Below are 24219 nucleotides of genomic sequence, written 5' to 3' on the forward strand. Positions count from 1 at the left end.
TTCCTCAGAGGCTGGCGCTGGCGGGGGCCGGCTCGACGATGACCTTGCGCATCATGCCGGCGGCCATGTGGTAGATCAGGTGGCAATGGAAGACCCATTCGCCCAGCGCGTCGGCAGGCACGTCGACGTCCAGGGTGCTGCCCGGCGCCACGCTGACCACGTGCTTGAGCGGGTTGAAGCGGCCGTTGCCCTTGTCCAGCTGCATCCACATGCCGTGCAGGTGCATGGGGTGGGTCATCATGGTGTCGTTGACGAAACGGATGCGCACGCGCTCGCCGTAGGTCAGGCGGATCGGCTCGGCCTCGGAGTACTTCTTGCCGTCGATGGACCAGAAGTAGCGCTCCATGTTGCCGGTCAGGCGAAACTCGATGGTGCGATCCGGCGCACGATAGTCGGCGTAGGGACGCATGGCTTTCAGGTCCGCGTAGACCAGCAGGCGGTTGCCCGGCTCCGCCGGTTGCGGCGTCAGGCCGCTGCCGGGGGCGTAGTCGGACTTCGGCGCGGCGGCGCCCATGGCTGAATGATCCATGCCAGCCATCTTGGAGTGATCCATGCCCGCCATGTCCGAACCTTCCGGCTGCGCCATCGCCATGCTGCCGTGGTCCATGCCCTCGTGGCTCATGCCCATATCGGCCATGGTCAGCAACGGCCGCTCGCGCAGCGCCGGCACCTCGGCGACCAGCCCCTCGCGCGGTGTCAGGGTGGCGCGGGCAAAGCCACTACGGTCCATGGCTTCGGCGAAGAAGGTGTAGGCGCGATCCTCCTGCGGCTGGACGATCACGTCGTAGGTCTCGGCCACGGCGATGCGCAACTCGTCCACCGTCACCGGCTGCACGTCGTTGCCGTCGGCCTGCACCACGGTCATCTTCAGGCCGGGGATGCGCAGGTCGAAGTAGCTCATGCCGGAGCCGTTGATGATGCGCAGACGCACGCGCTCGCCAGGCTTGAACAGGCCGGTCCAGTTCTGCGTGGCGTCCTGGCCGTTGACCAGGAAGCGGAAGCCGGCAATATCGGCAATGTCCGTCGGCGTCATGCGCATACCGCCCCAGTCCAGGCGGTCGCGCAGGGTCGCCAGGAAACCATTGGCGCTGGAGTCGGTGATGAAATCCCCCAGGGTTCGCTGGTTGTGGTTGTAGTAGTCGCTCTGCTTCTTCAGGTTGGCGAACACGGTTTCCGGCTTCGTGTCGTGCCAGTCCGCGAGCAGGAGGGTGTACTCGCGGTCATAGCGGTACGGTTCGCGCGCTTTCGGTTCGATCACCAACGGGCCATAGAGGCCCTCGATTTCCTGGAAGTCGCTGTGGGCGTGGTACCAGTAGGTGCCGGACTGCTTCACGGTGAAGCGGTAGGTGAAGGTCTCGCCGGGCTTGATACCCGGGAAGCTGATGCCCGGCACGCCGTCCTGGGTATAGGGCAGGATCAGCCCGTGCCAGTGCAGCGAGGTGTCGCGGTCGAGGGTGTTGGTGACGCGCAGTTCGACGTCCTCGCCCTCCTTGAAACGCAACTCCGGCGCGGGCGTCCGGCCGTTCACTGTGAGCGCCTTGCGCGCGCCATCGGACAATTTCAACTCGCCCTCGCCAATCGTCAGGTCATACACGCCCGCCTGCACCGCCAACGGTGCCAGCAGCAGCGCCCCCAGAGCCCAATCCCTTGCGCGAATCATCTTGGCGCGCTCAGGGCTTGACGGTCAGTTTGCCGACCATGCCGGCCTGGTAGTGCCCCGGAATGTTGCAGGCGAACTCCAGGCTGGTGGCCTTGCTGAAGGTCCAGGTCAGCTCGGCGGTCTTGCCCGGCTCCACCAGCACGCTGTTGGGATCGTCGTGCTTCATCATCTGGCCGTGGCCCATTTTCGAATGATCCATCTGGCTCATGTCGTGCTGCATGCCGGTCGGCGTGAGCATCCCGGCGTCCATCATCTGCTGCATTTCCTTCTGGTGGCCGGCGTGCATGGCGGCGCTGCCCAGGTTGAATTCGTGCAGCAGACTGCCGCTGTTGTGGATGACGAAACGTACGGTCTCGCCCGGCTTCACATCGATGTTCTCCGGCTCGAAGAACATCTCGCCCAGCTTGATCTCCACGGTGCGGGTGGCCTGGGCGGCCTTGGCCGGCTTGCCGAAGTCATAGGCGTGCCCGGCGTCGGCCAGGGCCGGCAGGCTGATGGCGGCGGCGAGGCCGAGGGCGGAGGCACGGAACAGGTTGAGCGGGGACATGGCGTTTCCTCGATGGATTCGATTGCATGCGGCCATGGTCGCCATCCGCGCCTGAGGCTTGCCTGTCGGGAAGATTACAAATGTGTCAGCTTGGCGCTGATCGGCGGCTGTCGCGGTATAAAGCGGCCAGCCACACTGACTGAAATCGGCGCGCACGCCCGAACGGAAGCCCCCGACCATGAAACTCCTGATCGTCGAAGATGAACCCCGCATCGGCCAATACCTGCAGCAGGGCCTGAGCGAGGCCGGCTTCGCCGTCGACCTGACCGCCGACGGCGACGAAGGCCTGCAACTGGCCCTGGCCGCCGAGCACGACCTGCTGATCCTCGATGTGATGCTGCCCGGCCGCGACGGCTGGCAGATCCTCCAGGCGGTGCGCCAGGCCGGCAGCGCCGTGCCGGTGCTGTTCCTCACCGCCCGCGACGCCGTGGAAGACCGCGTGCGCGGCCTGGAACTGGGGGCCGACGATTACCTGGTGAAACCCTTCGCCTTCGTCGAACTGCTCGCCCGCGTCCGCACCCTGCTACGCCGCGGCGGCCAGCAGATCCAGGAAACCACCCTGCAACTGGCCGACCTCGAACTCGACCTGCTGCGCCGCCGCGTGCAGCGCGCCGGCAAGCGTATCGACCTGACCGCCAAGGAGTTCGCCCTGCTGGAGTTACTGCTGCGCCGCAGCGGCGAGGTGCTGCCCAAGTCGCTGATCGCCTCCCAGGTGTGGGACATGAATTTCGACAGCGACACCAACGTCATCGAAGTCGCCATCCGCCGCCTGCGCGCCAAGGTCGACGACGACTTCCCGCAGCGCCTGATCCACACCGTGCGCGGCATGGGTTACGTGCTGGAAGAGCGCGAAGCATGAGCGCCCGCCTCTCCCTCGGCCTGCGCCTGAGCCTGCTGTTCGCCGCCTGCACCGCCGCCGTGTCGTTGTTGGCCGGCCTCATTTTCAGCCGCGCCAGCGAGGCACACTTCATCGAACTGGACCAGCAGTTGCTGAGCGGCAAGCTGGCGATCTTCCGCGACGTACTGAATGGTGTCGGCAGCGCTGAACAACTCGCCCCCCACGACGCCGAACTGCGCCGCGAACTGGAACGCCATCCCGACCTCGGCCTGCGCCTGCAAGGCCCTGACGGCCAACGCTGGTTCTGGCAACTGCCCGCCATGAACATGGCCAGCGACGAAGCCCCCGCCTATCGCGAACTGCAAGCGCCGCTGGATGCCGGGAATCCGCAGGGTGCGCAGCTCACCCTGATCCTCGACATCACCCATCACCAGCACTTCCTGCAGCGCATGCAGCGGCTGATCTGGCTGACCATGGGTTTCTCCGCCCTGGCCACTGCGCTGCTTGGCGCCTGGGCGGCCCGCGCCAGCCTGCGCCCCTTGCGGCGCATGAGCGAAGTGGCGGCCCAGGTCAGCGCGCACTCGCTGACGACCCGCCTCGACGCCGGGCAGATGCCGCAGGAGTTGCGCGGCCTGGCCGGCGAGCTGAACGCGATGCTGGCGCGCCTGGAAGAAGCCTTCCAGCGCCTGTCGGCCTTCTCCGCCGACATCGCCCACGAACTGCGCACCCCCCTGACCGGGCTATTGACCCAGACCCAGGTCGTGCTCTCTCGCTCGCGCGGCCTGGAGGATTACCGTGAGGCGCTGCACGGCAACCTGGAAGAGCTGGAACGGCTCACCGCGATGGTCAATGACATGCTGTTCCTGGCCAAGGCCGACCACGGCCTGCTCGCACCGAACCGCCAGGTTCTGGCCCTGGCCGGCGAAGTGGACGAACTGCTGGAGTTCTACGGGCCGCTGGCCGAGGAAAAATCCATCCGCCTGGAGCGCGACGGCGAGCTGTCGGTGCAGGGCGACCGGCCCCTGCTGCGCCGGGTACTGGCCAATCTGCTGGACAACGCCCTGCGCTTCACCCCGGACGGCGGGCAGATTCGCGTACGCCTGGAGCCGGGCCGCCTGAGCGTGGAAAACCCCGGCCGGGAAATTCCCGCCGAGCGCCTGCCGCGCCTGTTCGACCGCTTCTACCGCGCCGACCCGGCCCGCCGCGAGGGCCAGGGTGAGCATGCCGGGTTGGGGTTGGCGATCTGCCGCTCCATCGTGCGAGCCCATGGCGGGGAGATTCGCTGCGAATCGGCTGGTGGGTGGACGCGGTTCGTTATCGAGTTTCCGGACCTGTAGGAGCGAGGGGGACGCCCAGTCCTTGCTCGCGAACAGATTGACCGATAACTCCGGCGTTGGGCGGTTCGCGAGCAAGCTCGTCCCTACAAGATCAAGAGCCCCAGCGGCCATGCACCCAATACCCCGAAAAAGAATAAGGCCCCAACCGGGGCCTTTTCTCAATCATCGCAACGAGCCGCTCACTGCCGCATCCCGCGCCCACTCACCAGCAGGCGCACGCAGAACACGTAGAGCAGCACGGTCGCCACCAGCATGAAGATCACCGCGGTGCCGATGCGGATGTCCGACACGCCGAGGATGCCGTAGCGGAAGGCATTGACCATGTGCAGGATCGGGTTGGCCAGCGACACGGTCTGCCAGAACGGCGGCAGCAGCGTGATCGAGTAGAACACCCCGCCCAGGTAGGTCAGCGGCGTCAGCACGAAGGTCGGGATGATCGAGATGTCGTCGAAGTTGCGGGCGAACACCGCGTTGACGAAGCCACCCATGGAGAAGATCGCCGCCGTCAGCACCACCACCAGCACGGTGATGCCCAGGTGGTGGATCTGCAGGTCGGTGAAGAACAGCGACAGGATGGTGACGATCACGCCCACCGCCAACCCGCGCAGCACGCCACCGCAGACGAAGCCGAGAAGGATGGTGTGCGGCGACACCGGCGACACCAGCAGCTCCTCGATGTTGCGCTGGAACTTGCTGCCGAAGAAGCTCGACACCACGTTGCCGTAGGAGTTGGTGATCACCGACATCATGATCAGGCCGGGCACGATGTACTGCATGTAGGTGAAGCCGCCCATGTCGCCGATCTGCCGGCCGATCAGGTTGCCGAAGATGACGAAGTACAGAACCATGGTGATCGCCGGCGGCAGCAGGGTCTGCGGCCAGATGCGCAGGAAGCGGCGGACTTCGCGGTAGACGATGGTGTTGAGGGCGACCCAGTTGGCGCGCAGTTCGTGACTCATACCGCCACCTTCGACAGATTCTTCTCCACCAGCGACACGAACAGCTCCTCCAGCCGGTTGCTCTTGTTGCGCAGGCTCAGGATCTGTACGCCCTGGGCATTGAGCTGGACGAACAGACCGTTGATCCCCAGGGATTTGTCCACCTGCACTTCCAGGGTGTGGTCATCCACCAGCCGCGCCGGATAGCCGTCGAGCCTGGGCGTCTCGCTGAGCGTGCCCTGCAGGTCGAGGTAGAAAGTCTCGACGTGCAGCTTGCTCAGCAGCTTGCGCATGCTGGTGTTCTCCACGATGGTGCCGTGGTCGATGATCGCGATGTTGCGGCACAGCTGCTCAGCCTCCTCCAGGTAGTGCGTGGTGAGGATGATGCTGATGCCTTCGCCGTTGAGCTCGGTGAGGAAGTTCCACATCGAGCGACGCAGTTCGATATCCACGCCAGCGGTGGGTTCGTCGAGGATCAGCAGGCGCGGCTCGTGGACCAGCGCGCGGGCGATCATCAGGCGGCGCTTCATGCCGCCGGACAGTTCGCGGGAGGCGGAATTGCGCTTGTCCCACAGGCCCAGTTGGGTCAGGTACTTCTCGGCACGGCCCTTGGCGACGCTCATCGGGATGCCGTAGTAGCCGGCCTGGGTGACGACGATGTCGAACACCTTCTCGAACTGGTTGAAGTTGAACTCCTGGGGCACCACGCCCAGGCAGCGCTTGAGGCCGTACGGGTCCTTGTCCAGGTCATGGCCGAACACGTTGACCGTGCCGCTGGTCTTGTTCACCAGGGTGGAAAGGATACCGATGGTGGTGGATTTGCCGGCGCCATTGGGGCCCAGCAGAGCGAAGAAATCGCCTTCGGCGACGTCCAGATCGATGCCCTTGAGGGCCTGGAAGCCGTTGCCGTAAGTCTTCGTCAGTTGACGGATGGACAGCGCGGAACTCATGGGGATTCCCGTTGCAAGTCTTTGGAAGGTCGCAGGTCTTTGCAAAAAAGGCCTGCTTGATACTGGTCCGCCGCACCGATTGCAACCTTCTCGGCGCGCAGGCGGGCATCAGGTCAGGTCGGTCATCACTGCGTCACGGTAGGCCGGGCGCGCCTTCAGGCGTTCGTACCAGGCCTTGAGATGCGGCTGTGCCGGGCGCTCGATGGGCATTTCGAACCAAGCATAGATGAAGCTGCCCAGCGGAATGTCACCAATGCCCAATTGTTCGCCAGACAGATACGGCTGCCTGGCCAGCGTAGCCTCGGGGATTTCCAGCAGGCGCACGCAGGTATCGATGGCGGCCTGGATGGCGGCGGCGTCGCGCTGCTCCGGCGGGGTGCGCAGGGTACCCCAGAACACGGTGCGGAACGGGCCGGCGAGGGACGAAGTCGTCCAGTCCATCCATTTCTCGGCACTGGCGCGAGCTTGCAGGTCCTGCGGATACAGGCCAGGTGCGTAGCGTGCGGCGAGGTAGCGGACGATGGTATTGGACTCCCAGAGGATGAAACCATCGTCATCCAGAGTCGGCACCACGCCATTGGGGTTCAGCGCGCGGTAAGGCGCATCGTTGACCACGCCGAACGCTCCGCCGGCGTCGATCCGCTCATAGGCAAGGCCCGCCTCCTCCGCACACCAGAGCGCCTTGCGCACGTTGGAGGAGTTCTTCCGGCCCCAGATCTTGAGCATGCTGCGCCTCTCTTGTTGTCGTCATCGGATGAAGGCACGGTCTGAAGGCGTGACTTCGGATGACGGCACCCTACCGGCTTCGCGGCGAGGAAAAAAGTCGCATGTACTGATGGTGACTATCGATTGTTTTCATGCGGGCGATTGTGTTCATGCCTGGCCGCTTCGCTGCGCATGTCGCCGTCCAGCGGGGCGTCCTCACCGGTGAACAGGTGCGGGTAACACTGCTTGAGATAGCCGAAGAAGAACTCCTCCGGCACATCGGGGAACTGGCCGTGGTCGCGCAGGTATTCCATGTGCCGCTCGCCGTCGCGGTTGAACGGATGGAAGACGCTGTCGGTGCGCCCGTCGAACTCCAACGGCAGCACACCAAAGGCCTCGCACAGGCCGATATCGAAGGCCGGCGTGGCCTTCACCCAGCGGCCTTCAAGGAACAGCTCGGTGTAGCCGTGCATGGCGAATACCTCGCTGCGCAGCAACTCCAGCAGGCGCGGCGTGGCCAGGTGGTTCTTCACATCAGCCAGGCCAATGCGCGCGGGAATCCCGCAGTGCCGGGCGCAAGCGGCCAGCAGCGTGGCCTTGGGCACGCAGTAGGACTGCCCGCTTTCCAGGGCGTGGCTGCCCTTGAGGGTCTGCGGGTCGCGGCTGAACACGTAGGGGTTGTAGCGAATCCCGTCGCGCACCGCGTAATAGAGCGCCACCGCCTGCTCCAGCGGCGTACCGCCGTCGCCCCGATGATTTAGAGCGAACTCGATTACCCCGGGGTGGTCACTATCAACGAAGCGGCTGGGCTTGAGGTACTGCTGCATGGCTCTGTCTCCGGGCTGGTCGTCCTTGATGGCGCCACCAGTCTAACCAGCCGGATCGGCTCCCCGACAAGGCGATCCGGCCAAGCTGTCCGGCCATGCGGCCATCGGCCTTCGCTCGGCCAGCTAAGCTTCCGGTGCATTCTGACGGGAGCCCGTCAGGTGCTTGCGCACTGTTCGTCACCAAGCCCGCTGCGACCGCTGTCGCCCTTGCGGGCTGTCATGGAGGAATCCGCATGCTGTTGCTCTGGTTACTCGTCCTGATTCTCGGCATCGCCTGGCTTGCGCACCGCCGCGCTGCGCCGCTCAAGGCCCTCGGCATCGTCGCCGTGTACCTCGTGCTGATGAGCCTGTTCAGCCACGCCCACGGCTGGATGGTGCTGTTCTGGCTGATCTGGGCCGTGGTCGCGGTGACGATTCTCGCCACCGATCTGCGCCGCAGTCTGTTCACCTCGCGGCTGTTCGCCTGGTTCAAGAAGACCCTGCCGCCGATGTCCGAGACCGAACGCGAGGCCATCGAGGCCGGCACGGTCTGGTGGGACGGCCAGCTGTTCAGCGGACGCCCGGACTGGCATACCCTGCTCGCCTACCCCCGCGCGCAGCTCACCGAGGAGGAGCAGGCCTTCGTCGACGGCCCCACCGAACAGCTCTGCGCGATGATCAACGACTACCAGGTCGGCAAGGACATGGACCTGCCGCCCGAGGCCTGGGCCTTCATCAAGGACCAGGGCTTCTTCGGCCTGATCATTCCCAGGGAATACGGCGGCAAGGGCTTCTCCGCCTTCGCCCACTCCCAGGTGGTGATGAAACTCGCCACCCGCAGCGGCGACCTCGCCTCCACCGTGATGGTGCCCAACTCCCTCGGCCCGGCCGAGCTGCTGCTGCACTACGGCACCGACGCCCAACGCCAGCGCTACCTGCCGCGCCTGGCCACTGGCGCAGAAATCCCCTGCTTCGCCCTCACCAGCCCGCAGGCCGGCTCCGATGCCGGCGGCATGACTGACGTCGGCGTAGTCTGCAAGGGCCAGTGGGAAGGCCAGGAAGTCCTCGGCCTGCGCCTGACCTGGGAAAAGCGCTACATCACCCTCGGCCCCGTCGCCACCCTCCTCGGCCTGGCCTTCAAGTGCCATGACCCGGACCACCTGCTGGGCGACGAAGAAGACCTCGGCATCACCCTGGCGCTGATCCCCACCGACACCGACGGCGTGCAGATCGGCCGCCGCCACGTGCCGCTGGGCGCCGCCTTCATGAACGGCCCCAACTCCGGCAAGGATGTATTCGTGCCGCTGGACTACATCATCGGCGGCCAGGAAATGATCGGCAAAGGCTGGATGATGCTGATGAACTGCCTGTCCGTGGGCCGCTCGATTTCCCTGCCGGCGGTGGGCACCAGCGCCGCCAAGGCCGGCAGCTACGTCAGCGGTCGCTATGCGCAGGTGCGCGAGCAGTTCAACGTGCCGCTGTCGGCCTTCGAGGGCATCCAGGAAGCGCTCGCGCGAATTGGCGGCAACGCCTGGCTGATGGACAGCGCGCGCATCCTCACCGCCAACGCCGTGGACCTGGGCGAGAAGCCCTCGGTGCTCTCGGCCATCCTCAAGTACCACCTGACCGAACGCGGCCGCGAGTGCATCGCCCACGCCATGGACATCCACGGCGGCAAGGGCATCATCCTCGGCCCGAACAACTACCTGGGCCGCTCCTGGCAGGCCGCACCGATCTTCATCACGGTCGAGGGCGCCAACATCCTCTCGCGCAACCTGATGATCTTCGGCCAGGGCGCCATCCGCTGCCATCCCTACGTCCTGAAGGAAATGGAACTGGCCCGCCGCGAAGACCAGGACCAGGCCGAGCGCGAGTTCGACGAACTGCTGCTCGACCACATCGGGTTCGCCGTCAGCAACGCCGCCAGCAGCCTGCTGCTGGGCCTGGGCTTCGGCAGCTTCGACCAGGTGCCGGGCGACCGCGTCAGCCGCCCGTACTATCGCGCGCTCAACCGTCTCGCCGCCTCCTTTGCCCTGCTTGCCGACTTCAGCATGATGATGCTCGGCGGTGAACTGAAGCGCCGCGAGCGCCTGTCGGCGCGCCTGGGCGATGCGCTGAGCCACCTGTACCTGGGCTCCGCCGCACTCAAGCGCTACCACGACCTGGATAACCCGGATTACCTCCACCCGCTGCTGCGCTGGGCCATGGAGGAAAACCTGGAGAAGGCCGAAGCGGCGTTGGCCGACCTGATCGACAACTTCCCCAACCGTGCCTTCGCCTGCCTGCTGCGGGTGCTCGTGCTGCCGCTGGGCCGCCGCCACCGTGGCCCTGGCGATGCGCTGGATGCCGAGATCGCCGATATCCTCGGCCGCCCGCTGAGCGACCCGGCGCTGCAGGCGATTCTTGCCGGCGCCTACCTGCCCAGCGGGGAGGACGATCCGGTCGCCAAGCTCACCACCGCCTACGACCAGCTCGCCGCCGCCGCACCGCTGCAGAAGAAACTGCACAAGGCCCTCAAGGAACACGGCGTTGATCCCAAGCCAGGCCAATCACCCATCGACGCCGCCCGCGAGGCTGGCGTGCTGGAGGCGACCGAGGCTGAAACCCTGCATGCCGCCGAGCGCGCCCGCCGCGCGGTGATCGATGTGGACGATTTCTCCAAGGAAGAACTGGCCGGAAAGACATCCGCCAGCGAGAAATCGAACAAGGAGAAGCCGACGAGCAAACCGACCACCACCACAGACTGATCCACAGGCTTCACGCATTGGGCGCCCTCGGGCGCCCTTTTCTTGTCCGACGCAAAGCAATGCCGAGCGCGATGATCAGGTGCACACTGGAGCAACCCCCGTCATGGAGAAACCTCCCATGCGCCGACTCCTTCTTCCGCTGCTGGCGATCTTCATCGTCGGCGCCGCCCAGGCCGATCCCTGGCTCTATCCCAGCCGCCCGCGCCCGGCACCCACGCCCAGTCCGGTGATCGACCCCATCCAGCAACAGCAGGACAGCCTGCGCCGACAATCCCAATTAAGACAGAACGAACTGGACCGCCAGCGCCTGAACTACGAGGACCAGCGCCTGCAGATGCAGCAGGACAACCTCAAGCGCCAACAGGACAGCCAGCGCCGCTGGGACGAGCAACGGCGGCAGAGCGACCAGATGATCCAGCGGCAGAAGAGCGAGCTGCAGCAGGACCAACTGCAACAGCAGCAACGCATCCTCGACCAGCAACGCCAGCAGATCGACAACCAGCGCCGGCAGATCCAGATGCGCCCGATCCGCTGATCATCCCCGGCGGCAGCAGGGGCGAAACCCGATATACTCCGCAGCCGTTTGAATACAGCTCCAGAGGAACTCCCATGGCCAGCGCCTATCTCGACCACCACATTGCCCTGCTCAACCACCTGCGCATGATCCTCGGCGCGCTGGGCGAAGCCGAGCAGGTTCCCGAGGACAACCACGGCCTGTTCCTGGAACGTTTCGACGAACTGATGCAGGAATTGCCGCGCGACCCCGAAGGCGCCCAATACCTGGGCCAGGACCTGATCAGCCAGGTCTTCCACCGCTACCCGCAGATCGCCCACCTGGTACCGCGCGACCTGCTGTGGTTCTTCGGCGGAGACTGCCTGCACTTCATGCCCGACGAAGAACTGCAGATGTACCAGCAGCTCGACGAGCGCCGCTTCGAAGCAGAAGAAAACGGCGAACCCTTCGACTGGAACCGCGAGAAGCAGGTTCTTGCCCTGCCGGACGACTCGCCCAAGCACTGATCCCCGCCTGGCGCGGCGACTGCCGCCGCGCCACGGACGTTCTGTCCAGCGCCCAACGCGTGCGGTTGACAAACTGACAAGGACACCCGGGGTGCCCCGCCCGTAGCCTTTTGTTACTTATTCAAACAAAGGCAGGGAACGTCATGCTCAGCTTCAAGATCTCGCAAGGGGCCCACGACAAGGTCCGCCGCGTCTCCAGCATCATCTGCACCCTTTTCTCCATCGGCTTCGTCGTGGTGATGTGCCTTACCACCATCGGCGACCACCTGCGCGCAAAACGCATCCTCGCCGACCATTCCGTGGTCAGCGCGCCGCTGGCGCTGGACGAAGTCACCGAGGAGCGCGGCCGTCGCGGGCGCACCAAGGAGATGTACCACTTCACCTACCAGTTCGAAGTGAAGGGCCAGCCCTATATCGGCCGCTTCGACGTGGCCGGTAGCAACGCCGACAAGTACCCCGAAGGTACCGTGCTGCAGATCGCCTACTCCAACGCCGACCCGGCGCACTTCGACCGCCTGGACCGCCTACAGGACCTCTCCGACACCGGCAGCATGTTCACCCGCCTGGGCGTGGGCCTGCTGGGGGCCGCGCTGATCGGCTTCATCATCCACCTGCTGGCCACCCGCCGCCTGTTCGTCCCCCGCGAGGAGCCAGCAGCAGCCTGAGCCGGCACAACGAGAAAAGCCCGCATTCGCGGGCTTTTTTTCATGCCGGGCAGGATCAGCGTTCGGAAGCTTCCCCCTCGACCTCCTCCTTCTGCGGGAACAGCAGGCTCGCCACACTCCCCAGCGCCAGGACTGCCAGCACGACCACCAGACTGGTGTTGGCATCGATGCTGTAGCCGTGATGGAACAGGGCATCCGTGGCATTCAGGCCCAACTTGGCGGCAATGAAGAACAGCAGCACCACCACCGACTTCTCCAGGTGCACCAGGTAGCGCTTGAGCGCTTCAAGCACGAAATACAGCGTCCGCAGCCCGAGGATGGCGAACAGCATGGCCGAGTAGACGATCAGCGGCTCGCGGCTCACTGCGATCACTGCCGGGACCGAGTCGAAGGCGAACAGCACGTCCGACACCTCGACCACCACCAGGCAGAGGAACAGTGGCGTGGCAAACAGCGCGCCCTTGGCGGCCAGGCTGAGGCCCTTGTGCTCCGGCTTGCACACTTCCACCTCGAGCTGCTTGCGCGCCACGAAGAAACGCCCGCCCAGCAGCTTCGGCCAGACCGGGAACAGCTTGCTGGCGAAGCGATAGGCCAGGTGCCGGGAATAGTCCTCCTCGCCGTCATCGTCGCCGCCACCCCTGAGCATCATCACGCCGGTCCAGGCGACGATCGCGGCGAAGACGATCTCCACCCACGGGCCAAACGCCAACAACCCCGTACCGATGGCCACGAAGATGGCTCGGAACACGATGGCGCCGATGATGCCCCAGTACAGAACGCGGTGGCGCAGGCCATCCGGCACCTTGAACCAGGCGAAGATGGCGATGAAGACGAACAGATTGTCGACGCTCAGCACCTTTTCCAGCGCATAGCCGGTAAGGAACAGACTGGCCACCTGGGAACCATGCTGGACGTAAAGGAACCCGGCGAAGCTCAGGGAAATGGCAACCCAGAAGATTGACCAGCCCGCCGCCCCAGCCAGGGAGATGGGTTTGTTGTCGCGGTGGTTCACCATGTCCAGCAGAAGGGCCGCCAGGGCAAGCCCGACAAAGACCGCCACGGTCAACGGGGGGAAACCAATATGTGTCTGTTCCACGATTGCGACTCTCGATAATGAAATGTCGGCCGGATCGATCCGGCCACCGTTCGGATCAGGTGGCGGGACGGGCTGCGCCGATCTTTCGCCGCCAGCGAGGATGGAAGGCCCGCCAATGCGGGTCCTGTGCGGCGCGCAGCAGCGCGTAGTCGCCCTGGGTGTCGCCCCAGGCGCGCAGCCGATAAGCCGTCAGGGGGCCGTACTTGGCCTGCAGGCGCAGCACCTTGTTTTCGGCGCGGCAATTGCCGCCGGCGATGCGGCCGGTGATACGGCCATCGACCACATCCAGCTCGGTGCCGATCAGCCCTACGCCCAGGCGCTCGGCGAAAGGTCGCAGCACCAGCTCAGGCGACGCCGAGCAAAGAGTCACTTCAGCCCCGGACGCCAGTTCCGCGGCCACGCCGCGCAAACCTTCCGGACGCAGCAGGTAGCCCCAGATGAATCGGCAGTAGGCTTGCGCACGGTCCGCAAGCCACTGCGCATCGATACCTCCGAGAAAAACCGCGAGGAGGCGCGCCTTGAGGTCATCACGGCTGATCCGGCCCAAGAGGAAAGCCAGGCTCGGCAGCACCATGGCGGGCAGGCGTCGGGTGAATCCAAGCGTGCCGAACGCGTACCAGAGGAACGGCAGGAAGCTGTCATGGCGGGTCAAGGTGCCGTCGAAATCGAATACCGACAGGACACCGCCTCTGCCCGCGCTCGACTGATGCTCATGGCGGCCAGACTCGGGGCGATCCACTGACTCCGACATCCGCGCATGCACCTCACCTCAACGTCCTGCAATCTCCGTCCTCGCCACCGACAGGCGGCACGAACGAGCCTGCTCCATCGCAAACCGATCGAGCGCAGGCATTCTCGGGTACCTGCCTGAGGCGACAAACGAGAATCCCCCCAGGGCTACGTCGGAATTTTCCTCAATACAGGCACACGGGCGGATTTGCCGGCAGACAGCGAGAAAGCCGTGGGTCTCGGCAGAGCAATGAACGCAGCAGCGTGGGACACGGGCTGGCAGCCAGAATTCGGCCCGTACAGGGATGGCGTGCGGCGGCGGAGAGATTTTCATCGCGCAAACGAAAACGCCGCCCTTAAGGGCGGCGTTTCGATTCTGGAGCGGGAAACGAGACTCGAACTCGCGACCCCGACCTTGGCAAGGTCGTGCTCTACCAACTGAGCTATTCCCGCATCAACTTGCAGTAACCTTCAGCTTGCGCCGCAGGTTAACGAAAACGCCGCCTTGAAAGGCGGCGTTTCGATTTTGGAGCGGGAAACGAGACTCGAACTCGCGACCCCGACCTTGGCAAGGTCGTGCTCTACCAACTGAGCTATTCCCGCATCAACTTGCAGTAACCTTCAGCTTGCGCCGCAGGTTAACGAAAACGCCGCCTTGAAAGGCGGCGTTTCGATTTTGGAGCGGGAAACGAGACTCGAACTCGCGACCCCGACCTTGGCAAGGTCGTGCTCTACCAACTGAGCTATTCCCGCATCAACTTGTTGCAACCTTCAGCTTTCGCCGAAGGGTAACGCCATTTCATCTTTCGGTCACTGCCCGAGGCAATGATCGAGAATCTGGAGCGGGAAACGAGACTCGAACTCGCGACCCCGACCTTGGCAAGGTCGTGCTCTACCAACTGAGCTATTCCCGCAATGGCGTCCCCTAGGGGACTCGAACCCCTGTTACCGCCGTGAAAGGGCGGTGTCCTAGGCCACTAGACGAAGGGGACGCGGCCCGGAACTTAACATCTTTCCGACTTCGTCGCTCCGGCTTATTCAGCGTTTCGCGTCGAAGTGGCGCGCATTCTAGGGAGGCTTTGAAGGGTCGTCAACCCTTCAAAGAAATTATTTTTAAATCAAAGACTTCTGGGTAAAAACCGAGCTGCGGCTATCAGCAGTATCACTAAGACATTACACTCGCGGAAAACATCCGGAGCACTCCACGGTGTCGCCAATCGTCATTACGGTCCTGGTTCTCGTCGGTATCGCCCTGCTGGTCGCCATCGGCTACATCAACCATCTGGTGGAAAACCGCAAGCTGGAGCAGGCACGCCTGAAGGCCGACCTGGCCGACCGCTGCCGGCGCTGCGCCGATGTTTCCGAGTCCCTGCCCGGCCAGTTCATGTCGCCGGCACTGAAGCTGCTGCTCAGCAGCTTCGAACTGAGCCTCAGCGAACGCCTGCTGGCCGTCGACAAGCAGAACGCGGCACTCCGGCAGCGAATAGAAGAGCTGCGCGGCCTGGTGACCAAGGGCGAGTCCATTCCGGTCAAGAATGCGCCACAACCGATCCTCACCGAGGCCAAGGCCAAGGACGTGCGCTTCCTCTTCGAAGCGCTGCATGCCCAACTGACCCGCTGCGCCCAGGACAACATGCTGCCTCGGGTGGAAGCACAGAAGTGGGTCAAGGAAATCCGCCACCTGCTCACCCTCCTCCATATAGAGTTCTTCGGCAATCTCGGCCAGCAGGCACTCCAGCAGGGCCAGCCCCGGCAGGCGCGCCTGGCCTTCGAGCGCGGCGCACAGTACCTGCAGAAGCAACCGGAAATCGGCCGCTACCAGGCGCAGCTCAAGCAGATGGAAGCCCAACTGGCCCACGCCAACGCCCTGGTACTGGAAACCTCCCAGCCCGCCGTGGATGAGCAGAGCGAACTGGGCGACGGCCTCAAGGCGCTGGATGAAGACGATATCTGGAAGAAGAAGAACCTTTACGACTGATCGACATCACCCCGGCCACCTTCGCCCCAGGAGCCTTGCATGAGCCTCGTCGTCTTCGGCGCCCCGCTGTCCCCCTTCGTTCGCAAAGTCCGCCTGTTCGCGGCCGAGAAAGGCTTCGACTACCAACTGGAGAACGTCAACCCGTTCAACCAGCCGGACTGGTACCGCGAACTCAACCCGCTGCGCCGCGTACCGGCGATCCGCGACGGTGATTTCACCCTCGCCGACTCCAGCGTCATCTGCCATTACCTGGAAGACCGTGACCCGCAACGCGACCCGCTGTGCGGCGCAGGCGCCGAGTCCCGCGCGCGGATCAACTGGCTGGAGAAGTACGCCGACTACGAGCTGGCGCCGCTGACCACTTTCACCGTGTTCCGCAACCGCCTGCTCAAACCGCTGATGGGCAAGGTCTGCGATGAAGTGGCGGTCAAAGGCGCCATGCAGGAGAAGCTCCCCGAACACTTCGACTACCTGGAGAAGTGCCTGGGCCAGCAGCAATGGTTCGTCGACGACCGCTTCAGCCTCGCCGACATTGCCATCGCCTGCCAGCTGGTAAACCTGCGTCACGGCGAGGAAGAACTGGACGCCCAGCGCTGGCCGAAGCTGGCCGCGCATTTCGAGCGCACCCTGGCCCGCCCTGCCCTGGCCGAGATCGTCCAGGGCGAGTTGCAGATCATCGCCAAGATCATGGCCAAGCGCTGATCTTCCTGCATGAACGAAAAAGCCCCGCCTAGGCGGGGCTTTTTCATGGGCGCGGATCAGCAGTCGGAGAGGCGCAGGAAAATCTCCACCAGGCGTTCGATACCCGCCTGGTCTTCCTCACTGAATCGGCCAACTTTCGGGCTGTCCAGGTCCAGCACGCCAATCAGGCGACCGTCCTTCACCAGCGGCACGACCAGCTCACTGTTGGAGGCGCTGTCACAGGCGATGTGGCCGGGGAATGCGCGCACATCTTCGACTCGCTGGGTTTCCTGGGTACGCGCCGCGGCGCCGCACACGCCCTTGCTGAAGGGAATGCGCACGCAGGCGACCTTGCCCTGGAACGGGCCAAGCACCAGTCCCTCGTTACGGTTCAGGTAGAAGCCGGCCCAGTTCAGGTCCGCCAACTCGTTGAACAGGAACGCAGAAAACTGCGAGGCGTTGGCGATGAAATCGCGCTCGTCGGCGAACAGCGACTCCGCCTGGGCGGCGAGCAGCGCGTAGCCGCCAAGGCCGGCACCGGCCTGTTGCAGATCGATCATGGGGTCTCTCCTTCCAGCAATTGTCTGCCCACCCAGTAGCGAGCGAATTGATAGGCACAGCGGCCATTACGGTTGCCGCGCCCGAGCGCCCAGCGGATGGCTTCCTTCTCCAGCGCCTCGTCCCAGGTCCGGGCAGCGAGACCGGACTTCTGCGCGAGCACCTCGACCCAGTGGCGCACCACGCTGAGGAAGTGCTCCTGGGTGAAGGGATAGAAGGACAACCACAGGCCGAAACGGTCGGACAGGGCGATCTTGTCTTCGACGGCTTCGTTGGGGTGCAACTCGCCATCGACCATCTTCCAGTTCTCGTTGTCGCTCTGTTTCTCCGAGACCAGATGGCGACGGTTGGACGTGGCGTAAAGCAGCACGTTGTCCGGCGCCTGCTCCAGCGAGCCGTCGAGTACGCTTTTGAGGACGCGGAAGTCGCCTTCGCCGGCGTCGAACGACAGGTCGTCGCAGAACAGCACGAAGCGCTGCGGCAGCCCCTGGATCTGCTCGACCACGCGCGGCAGGTCGGCCAGGTGGTCGCGTTCGATCTCGATCAGGCGCAGCCCTTCGCCAGCCAGCTCCGCCAGCAGCGCGCGGACCAGCGAGGACTTGCCGGTGCCTCGGGCGCCCCACAGCAGCGCATGGTTGGCCGGTTGGCCGGCGACGAACTGCCGGGTGTTGCGCGCGAGCTGCTCGCGCTGCCGGTCGACGCCCAGCAGGTCGTCCAGGCGCAGATCGAGGCTGACCTTGAGCGGTTGCAGGTAGCCGCTGCGGCCGTCGCGATGCCAGCGCGCCGCCAGGCTGTGCTGCCAGTCCAGCGTTTCGCGGACGGCGGGCAGCAATGGCTCCAGGCGCGCCATCAGCGCTTCGGCGCGGGCGAGAAAATCGTTCAGACGGGAATCCACGCGGGTCTCCATATTCTTCGACGCGGCTCTTCGGGTTAAGAACCGGGAATTTCTTCGCCTTCGGGCTATCCCGACAGACGGTTCCGATGGGCTATGCTACGCCGCAGGAAAGCTTCTGCGAGGCGACACTCCGCAACCATGGATATTGCGCTCACACATCGCCTCTCGTTCAAGCAGGCCAGCCTGACGGTGCTGGTGGCGTTCATTCTGGGCACCCTGCTGAGCCTCATCCAGGTAGGCGTCGATTATGCCAGCCAGGACGCCTCCATCAACCGCGAAGTGCGCGCCCTGCTGGACGTCAGCCACAACCCCGCCGCCCGCATCGCCTACAACATCGACGCCGAACTGGCCCAGGAATTGGTCGTGGGCCTGCTGCGCTCGCCCGCGGTGATCCGCGCCGAGATCATCGATAACGCCGGCGTGCCCCTGGCCAGCGCCGACCGACCACCGGCGGAAAGTCACCTGCGAGGCCTGAGCGATTTCCTCTTCGGCCAGCAGCGCAGCTACGAGGAACCGCTGTTCGTCGAGCATGCCCCGGCAGAATCGCTCGGCGTGCTGCGCCTGGAGATCGACACCTTCGTCTTCGGCAACGACTTCCTGCGCCGCGCCGGGATGACCTTCATTTCCGGCTTCATCCGCAGCCTGATGCTCTCTCTGATCCTGCTGGTGCTCTTCTACGCGCTGCTGACCAAGCCCCTGGTGAGCCTGATCGAAGCCCTGTCCCGCCACGACCCGCGTTCGCCCTCCCGCCTGCGACTGCCCTGCCCGCGCGGCCATGAGCGCGACGAGATCGGCGTGCTGGTGGAAGTCACCAATCGCCAGCTCAACCGCATCTCGGTGGAGATGGAACAGCGCCGCGAGGCGGAGGACCGCCTGACCCAGTACCTGGAAGAACTGGAAAGCATCGTCGCCGCGCGCACCGCCGAATTGAAGGCAGCCAACGCGCGCCTGACCCTGTCCAACCAGGAGCTGGAGCAGGCCCGGCAGAACGCCCTGGCCATGGCCCAGGCACGTGGCAGCTTCCTGGCCAACATGAGCCACGAGATCCGCACGCCGCTCAACGGCCTGCTGGGCATGCTCGGCCTGGCGCTGGACGGCCCGCTCACCGCCGAGCAGCGCCAGCAGCTGTCCATCGCCCATGATTCGGGCAAGGTGCTGGTAGACCTGCTCAACGACGTACTCGACCTTTCCAAGTTCGAGGCCGGCCAACTGGAGCTGGAGCAGATCCCCTTCGACCTCGGCACCCTCGTGGAAGACACCGCCAGCCTGCTATCGCAGAACGCCGGCCCCGCCGTGGAACTCACCTGCCTGATCAGCCCGCAGCTACCGGCCCTGCTTTCCGGCGACCCGACCCGGGTGCGCCAGGTGATCAGCAACCTGCTGTCCAATGCCCTCAAGTTCACCCGTTTCGGCCGTGTGGATGTCCGCGTCGATCCTCTGGACCATGGCGTGCGCGTCAGCGTCCGCGACACCGGCATCGGCGTGGCGCCCGAGGCCCTGCAGAAAATCTTCCAGCCCTTCACCCAGGCCGACGCCGGCATCGCCCGCCAGTACGGCGGCACCGGGCTGGGCCTGGCGCTGACGCGCAAGCTCTGTGAGGCCATGCAAGGCGAGCTGAGCGTCACCTCCGAACCGGGCCTGGGCAGCGAGTTCGCCGTCACCCTGCCCCTGACGACACTGGAACCCGCACAACCGCTGGCGCAGCTGAACGGAAAGCTGATCGTGCAGTGTGCCGCCAGCAGCGGGCTGGCCGCGCTGCTGCAGAGCTGGCTGCCGGCATGGGGTGTGGACTACCAACGCCTGGACATCGACGCCAGCCTGGCCGGAGTGGAGCTGGACGCGCTGCTCTCGGATTGCCCGGACTGCCTGATCGGCCTGCGCCAGAACGTCACCAAGCCGGTGTTGCTGGTGACGGCCTACGGTAACTTCCTCGAGCCCGAGATGGCCCAACGCCTGACGCCCTTGCGGCAGCTGGCGCGCCCGCTGTCGCGCGCCGTGCTCTACCAGGCACTGAAACAGGCTTTCGAGCACCAGCCACTGCCCACGGCAAAAACGCCAGGCACTGTGGCACCGGAGCAATTCTCCGCCCGCGTGCTGCTGGTGGAGGACAACCCGGTCAACCAACTGGTCGCGCGTGGCCTGTTGCAGAAACTGGGGTGCCAGGTGGGCATCGCCAACAATGGCGAGGAGGCGTTGCAGCAGCTCGCCAGCGCCGAATTCGACCTGGTGCTGATGGACTGCAACATGCCGGTGATGGACGGCTACCAGGCCACCCGCGAGATCCGCGAGAGCGGCCGCTGGCCGGGCCTGCCGGTGATCGCCCTGACCGCCAATGCCCTGCCGGACGAGCGCGAACGCTGTCGCGCCGCCGGCATGGACGATTACCTCGCCAAGCCTTTCCACCGCGACGAGCTGGCAGCCATTCTCGAACGCTGGGCCGGCCCCGGGTCGCGCGGCTGACTCAGGCGTCCAGCTGGGTCAATTGCCGCAGCAGGCCGTCCAACTGCTCGCGCAGGCCATCGGTGACGCTCAGGTCGATCCCGCTGCGGCACAGCAGTTCCTCACGCAGCGGCAGCACCTTCTCGCGCAACGCAGCCCCCTCCGCCGTCAGGCCCAGGTGCACCTCACGCTCGTCATGCTGCGCGCGACGGCGCTGCACCAGGCCCAGTTGCTCCAGGCGCTTGAGCAACGGCGTGAGGGTGCCGGAGTCAAGCATCAGCCGCTCGCCCAGGGCCTTCACCGAAGGCTGTTCCGGCGGCTCGGCCTGCCACTCCCAGAGCACCAGCATGGCCAGGTACTGCGGGTAGGTCAGGCCGAGCGCTTCGAGCATCGGCCGGTAGCCACGGATCACCGCGCGGGACACGGCGTACAGGCGGAAGCACAGCTGGTTGTCCAACTGCAGCTCTGCGGGCAGCGATACCGCGTCTTTCATCACAGCAGCGCTTCGATCTCGGCGGAGAGTTGCTCGGGCTTGGTGGTCGGGGCAAAGCGCTTGATCACCTTGCCATCCTGGCCGATGAGGAACTTGGTGAAGTTCCACTTGATGCCCTGGCTGCCCAACAGGCCCGGCGCGCGCTTCTTCAGTTGCACATAAAGCGGGTGGGCCTCGGCGCCGTTGACGTCGATCTTCTTGAACAGCGGGAAGCTCACGCCGAAATTCAACTCGCAGAACTGGGTGATTTCCCCTTCGTTACCGGGCTCCTGCTTGCCGAACTGATTGCAGGGGAAACCGAGTACCACCAGGCCCTTGTCCTTGTACTGCCGCCAGAGCTTCTCCAGCCCCTTGTACTGCGGAGTGAAGCCGCACTGGCTGGCGGTATTCACCACCAGCAACGCCTTGCCGCCGAAATCGGCGAGGGTCTTCTGTTCGCCCTTGATGGTGGTCACGGGAATGTTCAGCAGTGCATCGCTCATCGGACATGGCTCCGGGGGAAAGTGGGAAATTCAAGAATAGTGATCAATTAAATTGCATGCAATTTAATTGATCACTAACCGTCCACTGAATGCCCCACCATCACCCTGTAGGAGCGAGCTTGCTCGCGAACGAATGTCCGGCGGCAACCGAACTGGGCGGGTTCGCGAGCAAGCCGCTCCTACAAAGAAGCAAAAAAAAGCCCGCTCGGTGGCGGGCCTTGAGGTCACTCTTTAGGCACCAGTCTCAACGATGCCGAATTGATGCAGTAGCGCAGCCCGGTCGGCCGCGGGCCGTCGGGGAAGACGTGGCCCAGGTGCGCATCGCACTTGCCGCAGCGTACTTCGATGCGGTGCATGCCATGGCTGAAGTCTTCCAACTCCTTCACCACCTCGCCGTTGACCGGCTGGAAGTAGCTCGGCCAGCCGCTGCCGGAATCGTACTTGGCGTCGGAATCGAACAGCGCAGTACCGCAGCACACGCAGTGGTAAATGCCGGGCGTCTTGGTGTCGTGGTATTCGCCGGTGAAGGCGCGCTCGGTGCCGCCCAGACGGCAGACATGGAACTGCTCGTCGGTGAGTTCGTCACGCCAGGAATCCAGGGGCTTTTCCAGCTTTTCCATCGATCTGCCTCCATTAATGGAAAAAATGCCCGATGCCTCCTTTTCCGGGAATCGGGCCGCACGTATGATGCGCGTGGTTAACGTCAGGTTCAGAATCTGCCGCACAGAGACATTCTCGCGATAGAAAAGCCTTAAAAACTCTACTTTTTCGAGAAATCCACTGTTTTCCTGTCGATTTTCAGGGTCGATACCAGGGAAAAGCACTTCCGAACCCATCATTTGACGCCAGTCTGTCACCCGCGTTACAGCCTGCCAAGTCGCCGGCCGCGGACTATTTCGGAATCCCAGATCATGCAGGTCACCAAATCGAACAAGCTCGCCAACGTCTGCTACGACATTCGCGGGCCCGTGCTCAAGCACGCCAAACGCCTGGAAGAGGAAGGCCACCGCATCCTCAAGCTGAACATCGGCAACCCGGCGCCGTTCGGTTTCGAGGCACCGGATGAAATCCTCCAGGACGTCATCCGCAACCTGCCCACCGCCCAGGGCTACAGCGACTCCAAGGGCCTGTTCAGCGCGCGCAAGGCAGTAATGCAGTACTACCAGCAGAAGCAGGTGGAAGGCGTCGGCATCGAGGACATCTACCTGGGCAACGGCGTGTCCGAACTGATCGTCATGGCCCTGCAGGCGCTGCTCAACAACGGTGACGAGGTGCTGATTCCGGCGCCCGACTACCCGCTATGGACCGCCTCGGTCGCCCTCTCCGGCGGCAAGCCGGTGCACTATCTCTGCGACGAGCAGGCCGGCTGGTTCCCCGACGTCGCCGACATGAAGGCGAAGATCACCAGCAACACCAAGGCCCTAGTGCTGATCAACCCGAACAACCCCACCGGCGCGGTCTACTCGAAGGAAGTGCTGCTGGACATCGTCGAGCTGGCGCGCCAGCACAACCTGGTGATCTTCTCCGACGAGATCTACGACAAGATCCTCTACGACGAGGCCCAGCACATCTCCACCGCGTCGCTGGCGCCGGACGTGCTCTGCCTGACCTTCAACGGCCTGTCCAAGTCCTACCGCGTGGCCGGCTTCCGCTCCGGCTGGATCGCCATCTCCGGCCCCAAGCACAAGGCACAGAGCTATATCGAGGGCCTGGACATCCTCGCCAACATGCGCCTGTGCGCCAACGTGCCGAGCCAGCACGCGATCCAGACGGCGCTGGGCGGCTACCAGAGCATCAATGACCTGGTCCTGCCGGGCGGCCGCCTGCTGGAACAGCGCAACCGCGCCTGGGAACTGCTCAACGACATTCCCGGTGTCAGCTGCGTGAAGCCCATGGGCGCGCTCTACGCGTTCCCGCGCATCGACCCGAAGGTCTGCCCGATCCACAACGACGAGAAGTTCGTCCTCGATCTGCTGCTTTCCGAGAAGTTGCTCATCGTTCAGGGCACCGCCTTCAATTGGCCCTGGCCGGATCACTTCAGGGTCGTTACCCTGCCTCGACTCGATGACCTGGAACAGGCCATCGGACGTATCGGCAACTTCCTGAAAAGCTATCGCCAATAAATCATCGCCAGTGAACTGATGGATCTGCAGATCGACGACTTCTACAAGGACGCAGCCGGCGGCCTGCTGACGCTCTACCAGGCCTTCCCGCGCAAGATCGCCCTCTACGTCGAGGACCTGATCGGCCGGGAAGAGCCCGACGAATTCGGCCTGCCCAGCACCCGCCACCAGAGCTGCCTGGGCGCGCTGCTGTGGTTGGCCGAAGAAGGCTACCTGCGCTTCGAGGCAACCATTCGTTACGAAGCATTGGACCAGGCGGTGCTCAGCGAAAAAGCCTTCCTGCGCCTGACCCGCCTCGTCCCCCATGCCGTGCGCGACGACCAGGAACTGCCGCCCAGCGTGCGCCGCGACCAGGCTACGCTGGCCAACCAGCTGCGTGAAGCACTGGCCAGCCGGCACGGGGAACGCATCGCCCGGCTGACCCGTCTACTCTTCGAGAGCGACCTGGGGCGCCCGTAGTCCGGGCAGGCGACACAAGTTGAAATAGTCCCCGAGTTGAATCGCCTGGGGGCCATCCGTATATACCCCGCAT

General features: G+C 64.5%; 24 protein-coding genes and 5 tRNA genes. 11 read left to right on the forward strand and 18 right to left on the reverse strand.

Translation table 11 applies throughout. The features are described from left to right. Nucleotides 1-4: 4 nt before the first annotated feature. The gene (locus RS899_RS15720; protein ID WP_315807527.1) at nt 5-1660 is read right to left on the reverse strand and encodes a copper resistance system multicopper oxidase; all 1656 of its coding nucleotides are present in this window, start codon (nt 1658-1660) and stop codon (nt 5-7) included. A 10-nt stretch (nt 1661-1670) separates the two neighbouring features. Then, complete coding sequence (locus tag RS899_RS15725; RefSeq protein ID WP_315807528.1) at nt 1671-2207, reverse strand: cupredoxin family protein; 537 nt, start codon at nt 2205-2207, stop codon at nt 1671-1673. A gap of 178 nt (nt 2208-2385) precedes the next feature. On the opposite strand from RS899_RS15725, the gene RS899_RS15730 reads away from it, so the two are divergent. Next, the gene (locus RS899_RS15730) at nt 2386-3066 is read left to right on the forward strand and encodes a heavy metal response regulator transcription factor (RefSeq protein ID WP_024763880.1); all 681 of its coding nucleotides are present in this window, start codon (nt 2386-2388) and stop codon (nt 3064-3066) included. Then, complete coding sequence (locus tag RS899_RS15735) at nt 3063-4382, forward strand: heavy metal sensor histidine kinase (RefSeq protein ID WP_233297921.1); 1320 nt, start codon at nt 3063-3065, stop codon at nt 4380-4382. The genes RS899_RS15730 and RS899_RS15735 overlap by 4 nt, the downstream gene beginning before the upstream one ends. A 179-nt stretch (nt 4383-4561) precedes the next feature. On the opposite strand, the gene RS899_RS15740 is transcribed toward RS899_RS15735, so the two are convergent. The 4 genes from RS899_RS15740 to RS899_RS15755 form a co-directional block, all read right to left on the reverse strand. Continuing rightward, on the reverse strand, nt 4562-5341 hold the full coding sequence (locus RS899_RS15740) for an ABC transporter permease (RefSeq protein WP_024763878.1): 780 nt from the start codon (nt 5339-5341) through the stop codon (nt 4562-4564). After that, nucleotides 5338-6270 (reverse strand): ABC transporter ATP-binding protein, encoded by a 933-nt coding sequence (locus RS899_RS15745; protein ID WP_169939580.1) that lies wholly within the window; start codon nt 6268-6270, stop codon nt 5338-5340. Before RS899_RS15745 ends, RS899_RS15740 begins: the two co-directional genes overlap by 4 nt. A 108-nt stretch (nt 6271-6378) precedes the next feature. Next, the gene (locus tag RS899_RS15750; RefSeq protein WP_054911019.1) at nt 6379-6996 is read right to left on the reverse strand and encodes a glutathione S-transferase family protein; all 618 of its coding nucleotides are present in this window, start codon (nt 6994-6996) and stop codon (nt 6379-6381) included. 116 nt (nt 6997-7112) lie between these two features. After that, the gene (locus RS899_RS15755; RefSeq protein ID WP_054911018.1) at nt 7113-7802 is read right to left on the reverse strand and encodes a transglutaminase-like domain-containing protein; all 690 of its coding nucleotides are present in this window, start codon (nt 7800-7802) and stop codon (nt 7113-7115) included. A 233-nt stretch (nt 7803-8035) separates the two neighbouring features. On the opposite strand from RS899_RS15755, the gene RS899_RS15760 reads away from it, so the two are divergent. The 4 genes from RS899_RS15760 to RS899_RS15775 all read left to right on the forward strand — a co-directional run bounded on the left by RS899_RS15760 (nt 8036) and on the right by RS899_RS15775 (nt 12213). Then, the gene (locus RS899_RS15760; protein ID WP_315807529.1) at nt 8036-10528 is read left to right on the forward strand and encodes an acyl-CoA dehydrogenase; all 2493 of its coding nucleotides are present in this window, start codon (nt 8036-8038) and stop codon (nt 10526-10528) included. Nucleotides 10529-10646: 118 nt separating this feature from the next. Next, entirely contained in the window at nt 10647-11063 is a 417-nt protein-coding gene (locus RS899_RS15765) for a PA2816 family glutamine-rich protein (RefSeq protein ID WP_315807530.1), read from the forward strand. A 74-nt stretch (nt 11064-11137) separates the two neighbouring features. Continuing rightward, on the forward strand, nt 11138-11548 hold the full coding sequence (locus tag RS899_RS15770) for a PA2817 family protein (protein WP_315807531.1): 411 nt from the start codon (nt 11138-11140) through the stop codon (nt 11546-11548). 143 nt (nt 11549-11691) lie between these two features. Then, nucleotides 11692-12213 (forward strand): DUF3592 domain-containing protein, encoded by a 522-nt coding sequence (locus tag RS899_RS15775; protein ID WP_315807532.1) that lies wholly within the window; start codon nt 11692-11694, stop codon nt 12211-12213. 55 nt (nt 12214-12268) lie between these two features. On the opposite strand, the gene RS899_RS15780 is transcribed toward RS899_RS15775, so the two are convergent. The 7 genes from RS899_RS15780 to RS899_RS15810 all read right to left on the reverse strand — a co-directional run bounded on the left by RS899_RS15780 (nt 12269) and on the right by RS899_RS15810 (nt 15030). Then, a complete protein-coding gene (locus RS899_RS15780; protein WP_054911014.1) occupies nt 12269-13309 on the reverse strand; it encodes a TerC/Alx family metal homeostasis membrane protein in 1041 nt (346 codons plus the stop codon). A gap of 55 nt (nt 13310-13364) precedes the next feature. Beyond that, nucleotides 13365-14060, reverse strand: coding sequence for an HAD-IB family phosphatase (locus RS899_RS15785; protein ID WP_315807533.1), 696 nt, complete (start codon nt 14058-14060; stop codon nt 13365-13367). A gap of 355 nt (nt 14061-14415) precedes the next feature. Continuing rightward, a tRNA-Gly gene (locus RS899_RS15790) sits at nt 14416-14491 on the reverse strand. A 74-nt stretch (nt 14492-14565) separates the two neighbouring features. Further along, a tRNA-Gly gene (locus RS899_RS15795) sits at nt 14566-14641 on the reverse strand. Nucleotides 14642-14715: 74 nt separating this feature from the next. Continuing rightward, nucleotides 14716-14791 (reverse strand) — tRNA-Gly (locus tag RS899_RS15800). 85 nt (nt 14792-14876) lie between these two features. After that, nucleotides 14877-14952, reverse strand: a tRNA-Gly gene (locus RS899_RS15805). Nucleotides 14953-14954: 2 nt separating this feature from the next. Beyond that, nucleotides 14955-15030, reverse strand: a tRNA-Glu gene (locus RS899_RS15810). Nucleotides 15031-15245: 215 nt separating this feature from the next. On the opposite strand from RS899_RS15810, the gene RS899_RS15815 reads away from it, so the two are divergent. Together RS899_RS15815 and RS899_RS15820 are read left to right on the forward strand one after the other, a co-directional pair. Continuing rightward, nucleotides 15246-16016: a hypothetical protein gene (locus RS899_RS15815; protein WP_315807534.1), complete on the forward strand. Its 771-nt coding sequence runs from the start codon at nt 15246-15248 to the stop codon at nt 16014-16016. A 39-nt stretch (nt 16017-16055) separates the two neighbouring features. After that, on the forward strand, nt 16056-16718 hold the full coding sequence (locus RS899_RS15820; RefSeq protein WP_054911012.1) for a glutathione S-transferase family protein: 663 nt from the start codon (nt 16056-16058) through the stop codon (nt 16716-16718). Nucleotides 16719-16774: 56 nt separating this feature from the next. Here RS899_RS15820 and RS899_RS15825 read toward each other — a convergent pair whose 3' ends face one another. Together RS899_RS15825 and RS899_RS15830 are read right to left on the reverse strand one after the other, a co-directional pair. Beyond that, nucleotides 16775-17257: a GAF domain-containing protein gene (locus tag RS899_RS15825; RefSeq protein WP_315807535.1), complete on the reverse strand. Its 483-nt coding sequence runs from the start codon at nt 17255-17257 to the stop codon at nt 16775-16777. Further along, nucleotides 17254-18150, reverse strand: coding sequence for an ATP-binding protein (locus RS899_RS15830; RefSeq protein ID WP_315807536.1), 897 nt, complete (start codon nt 18148-18150; stop codon nt 17254-17256). The genes RS899_RS15825 and RS899_RS15830 overlap by 4 nt, the downstream gene beginning before the upstream one ends. A gap of 93 nt (nt 18151-18243) precedes the next feature. On the opposite strand from RS899_RS15830, the gene RS899_RS15835 reads away from it, so the two are divergent. Continuing rightward, complete coding sequence (locus RS899_RS15835; protein ID WP_409978019.1) at nt 18244-20610, forward strand: ATP-binding protein; 2367 nt, start codon at nt 18244-18246, stop codon at nt 20608-20610. Between the two features lies 1 nt (nt 20611). Here the strand turns inward: RS899_RS15835 and RS899_RS15840 are convergent, their stop codons facing one another. The 3 genes from RS899_RS15840 to msrB all read right to left on the reverse strand — a co-directional run bounded on the left by RS899_RS15840 (nt 20612) and on the right by msrB (nt 22184). After that, nucleotides 20612-21082 (reverse strand): MarR family winged helix-turn-helix transcriptional regulator, encoded by a 471-nt coding sequence (locus RS899_RS15840; protein ID WP_037014219.1) that lies wholly within the window; start codon nt 21080-21082, stop codon nt 20612-20614. Beyond that, the gene (locus RS899_RS15845; protein WP_017516977.1) at nt 21082-21564 is read right to left on the reverse strand and encodes a glutathione peroxidase; all 483 of its coding nucleotides are present in this window, start codon (nt 21562-21564) and stop codon (nt 21082-21084) included. Before RS899_RS15845 ends, RS899_RS15840 begins: the two co-directional genes overlap by 1 nt. Before the next feature lie 224 nt (nt 21565-21788). Beyond that, on the reverse strand, nt 21789-22184 hold the full coding sequence (msrB, locus tag RS899_RS15850; RefSeq protein WP_315807538.1) for a peptide-methionine (R)-S-oxide reductase MsrB: 396 nt from the start codon (nt 22182-22184) through the stop codon (nt 21789-21791). A 291-nt stretch (nt 22185-22475) separates the two neighbouring features. On the opposite strand from msrB, the gene RS899_RS15855 reads away from it, so the two are divergent. Together RS899_RS15855 and RS899_RS15860 are read left to right on the forward strand one after the other, a co-directional pair. Next, nucleotides 22476-23687, forward strand: coding sequence for a pyridoxal phosphate-dependent aminotransferase (locus RS899_RS15855; RefSeq protein ID WP_024766955.1), 1212 nt, complete (start codon nt 22476-22478; stop codon nt 23685-23687). 18 nt (nt 23688-23705) lie between these two features. Beyond that, nucleotides 23706-24146 (forward strand): hypothetical protein, encoded by a 441-nt coding sequence (locus tag RS899_RS15860; protein WP_169939594.1) that lies wholly within the window; start codon nt 23706-23708, stop codon nt 24144-24146. The last annotated feature ends 73 nt before the right edge of the window (nt 24147-24219 follow it).

Source organism: Pseudomonas sp. C9-3 (assembly GCF_032392015.1).
GTDB classification, from domain to species: Bacteria; Pseudomonadota; Gammaproteobacteria; order Pseudomonadales; family Pseudomonadaceae; genus Pseudomonas; species Pseudomonas nitroreducens.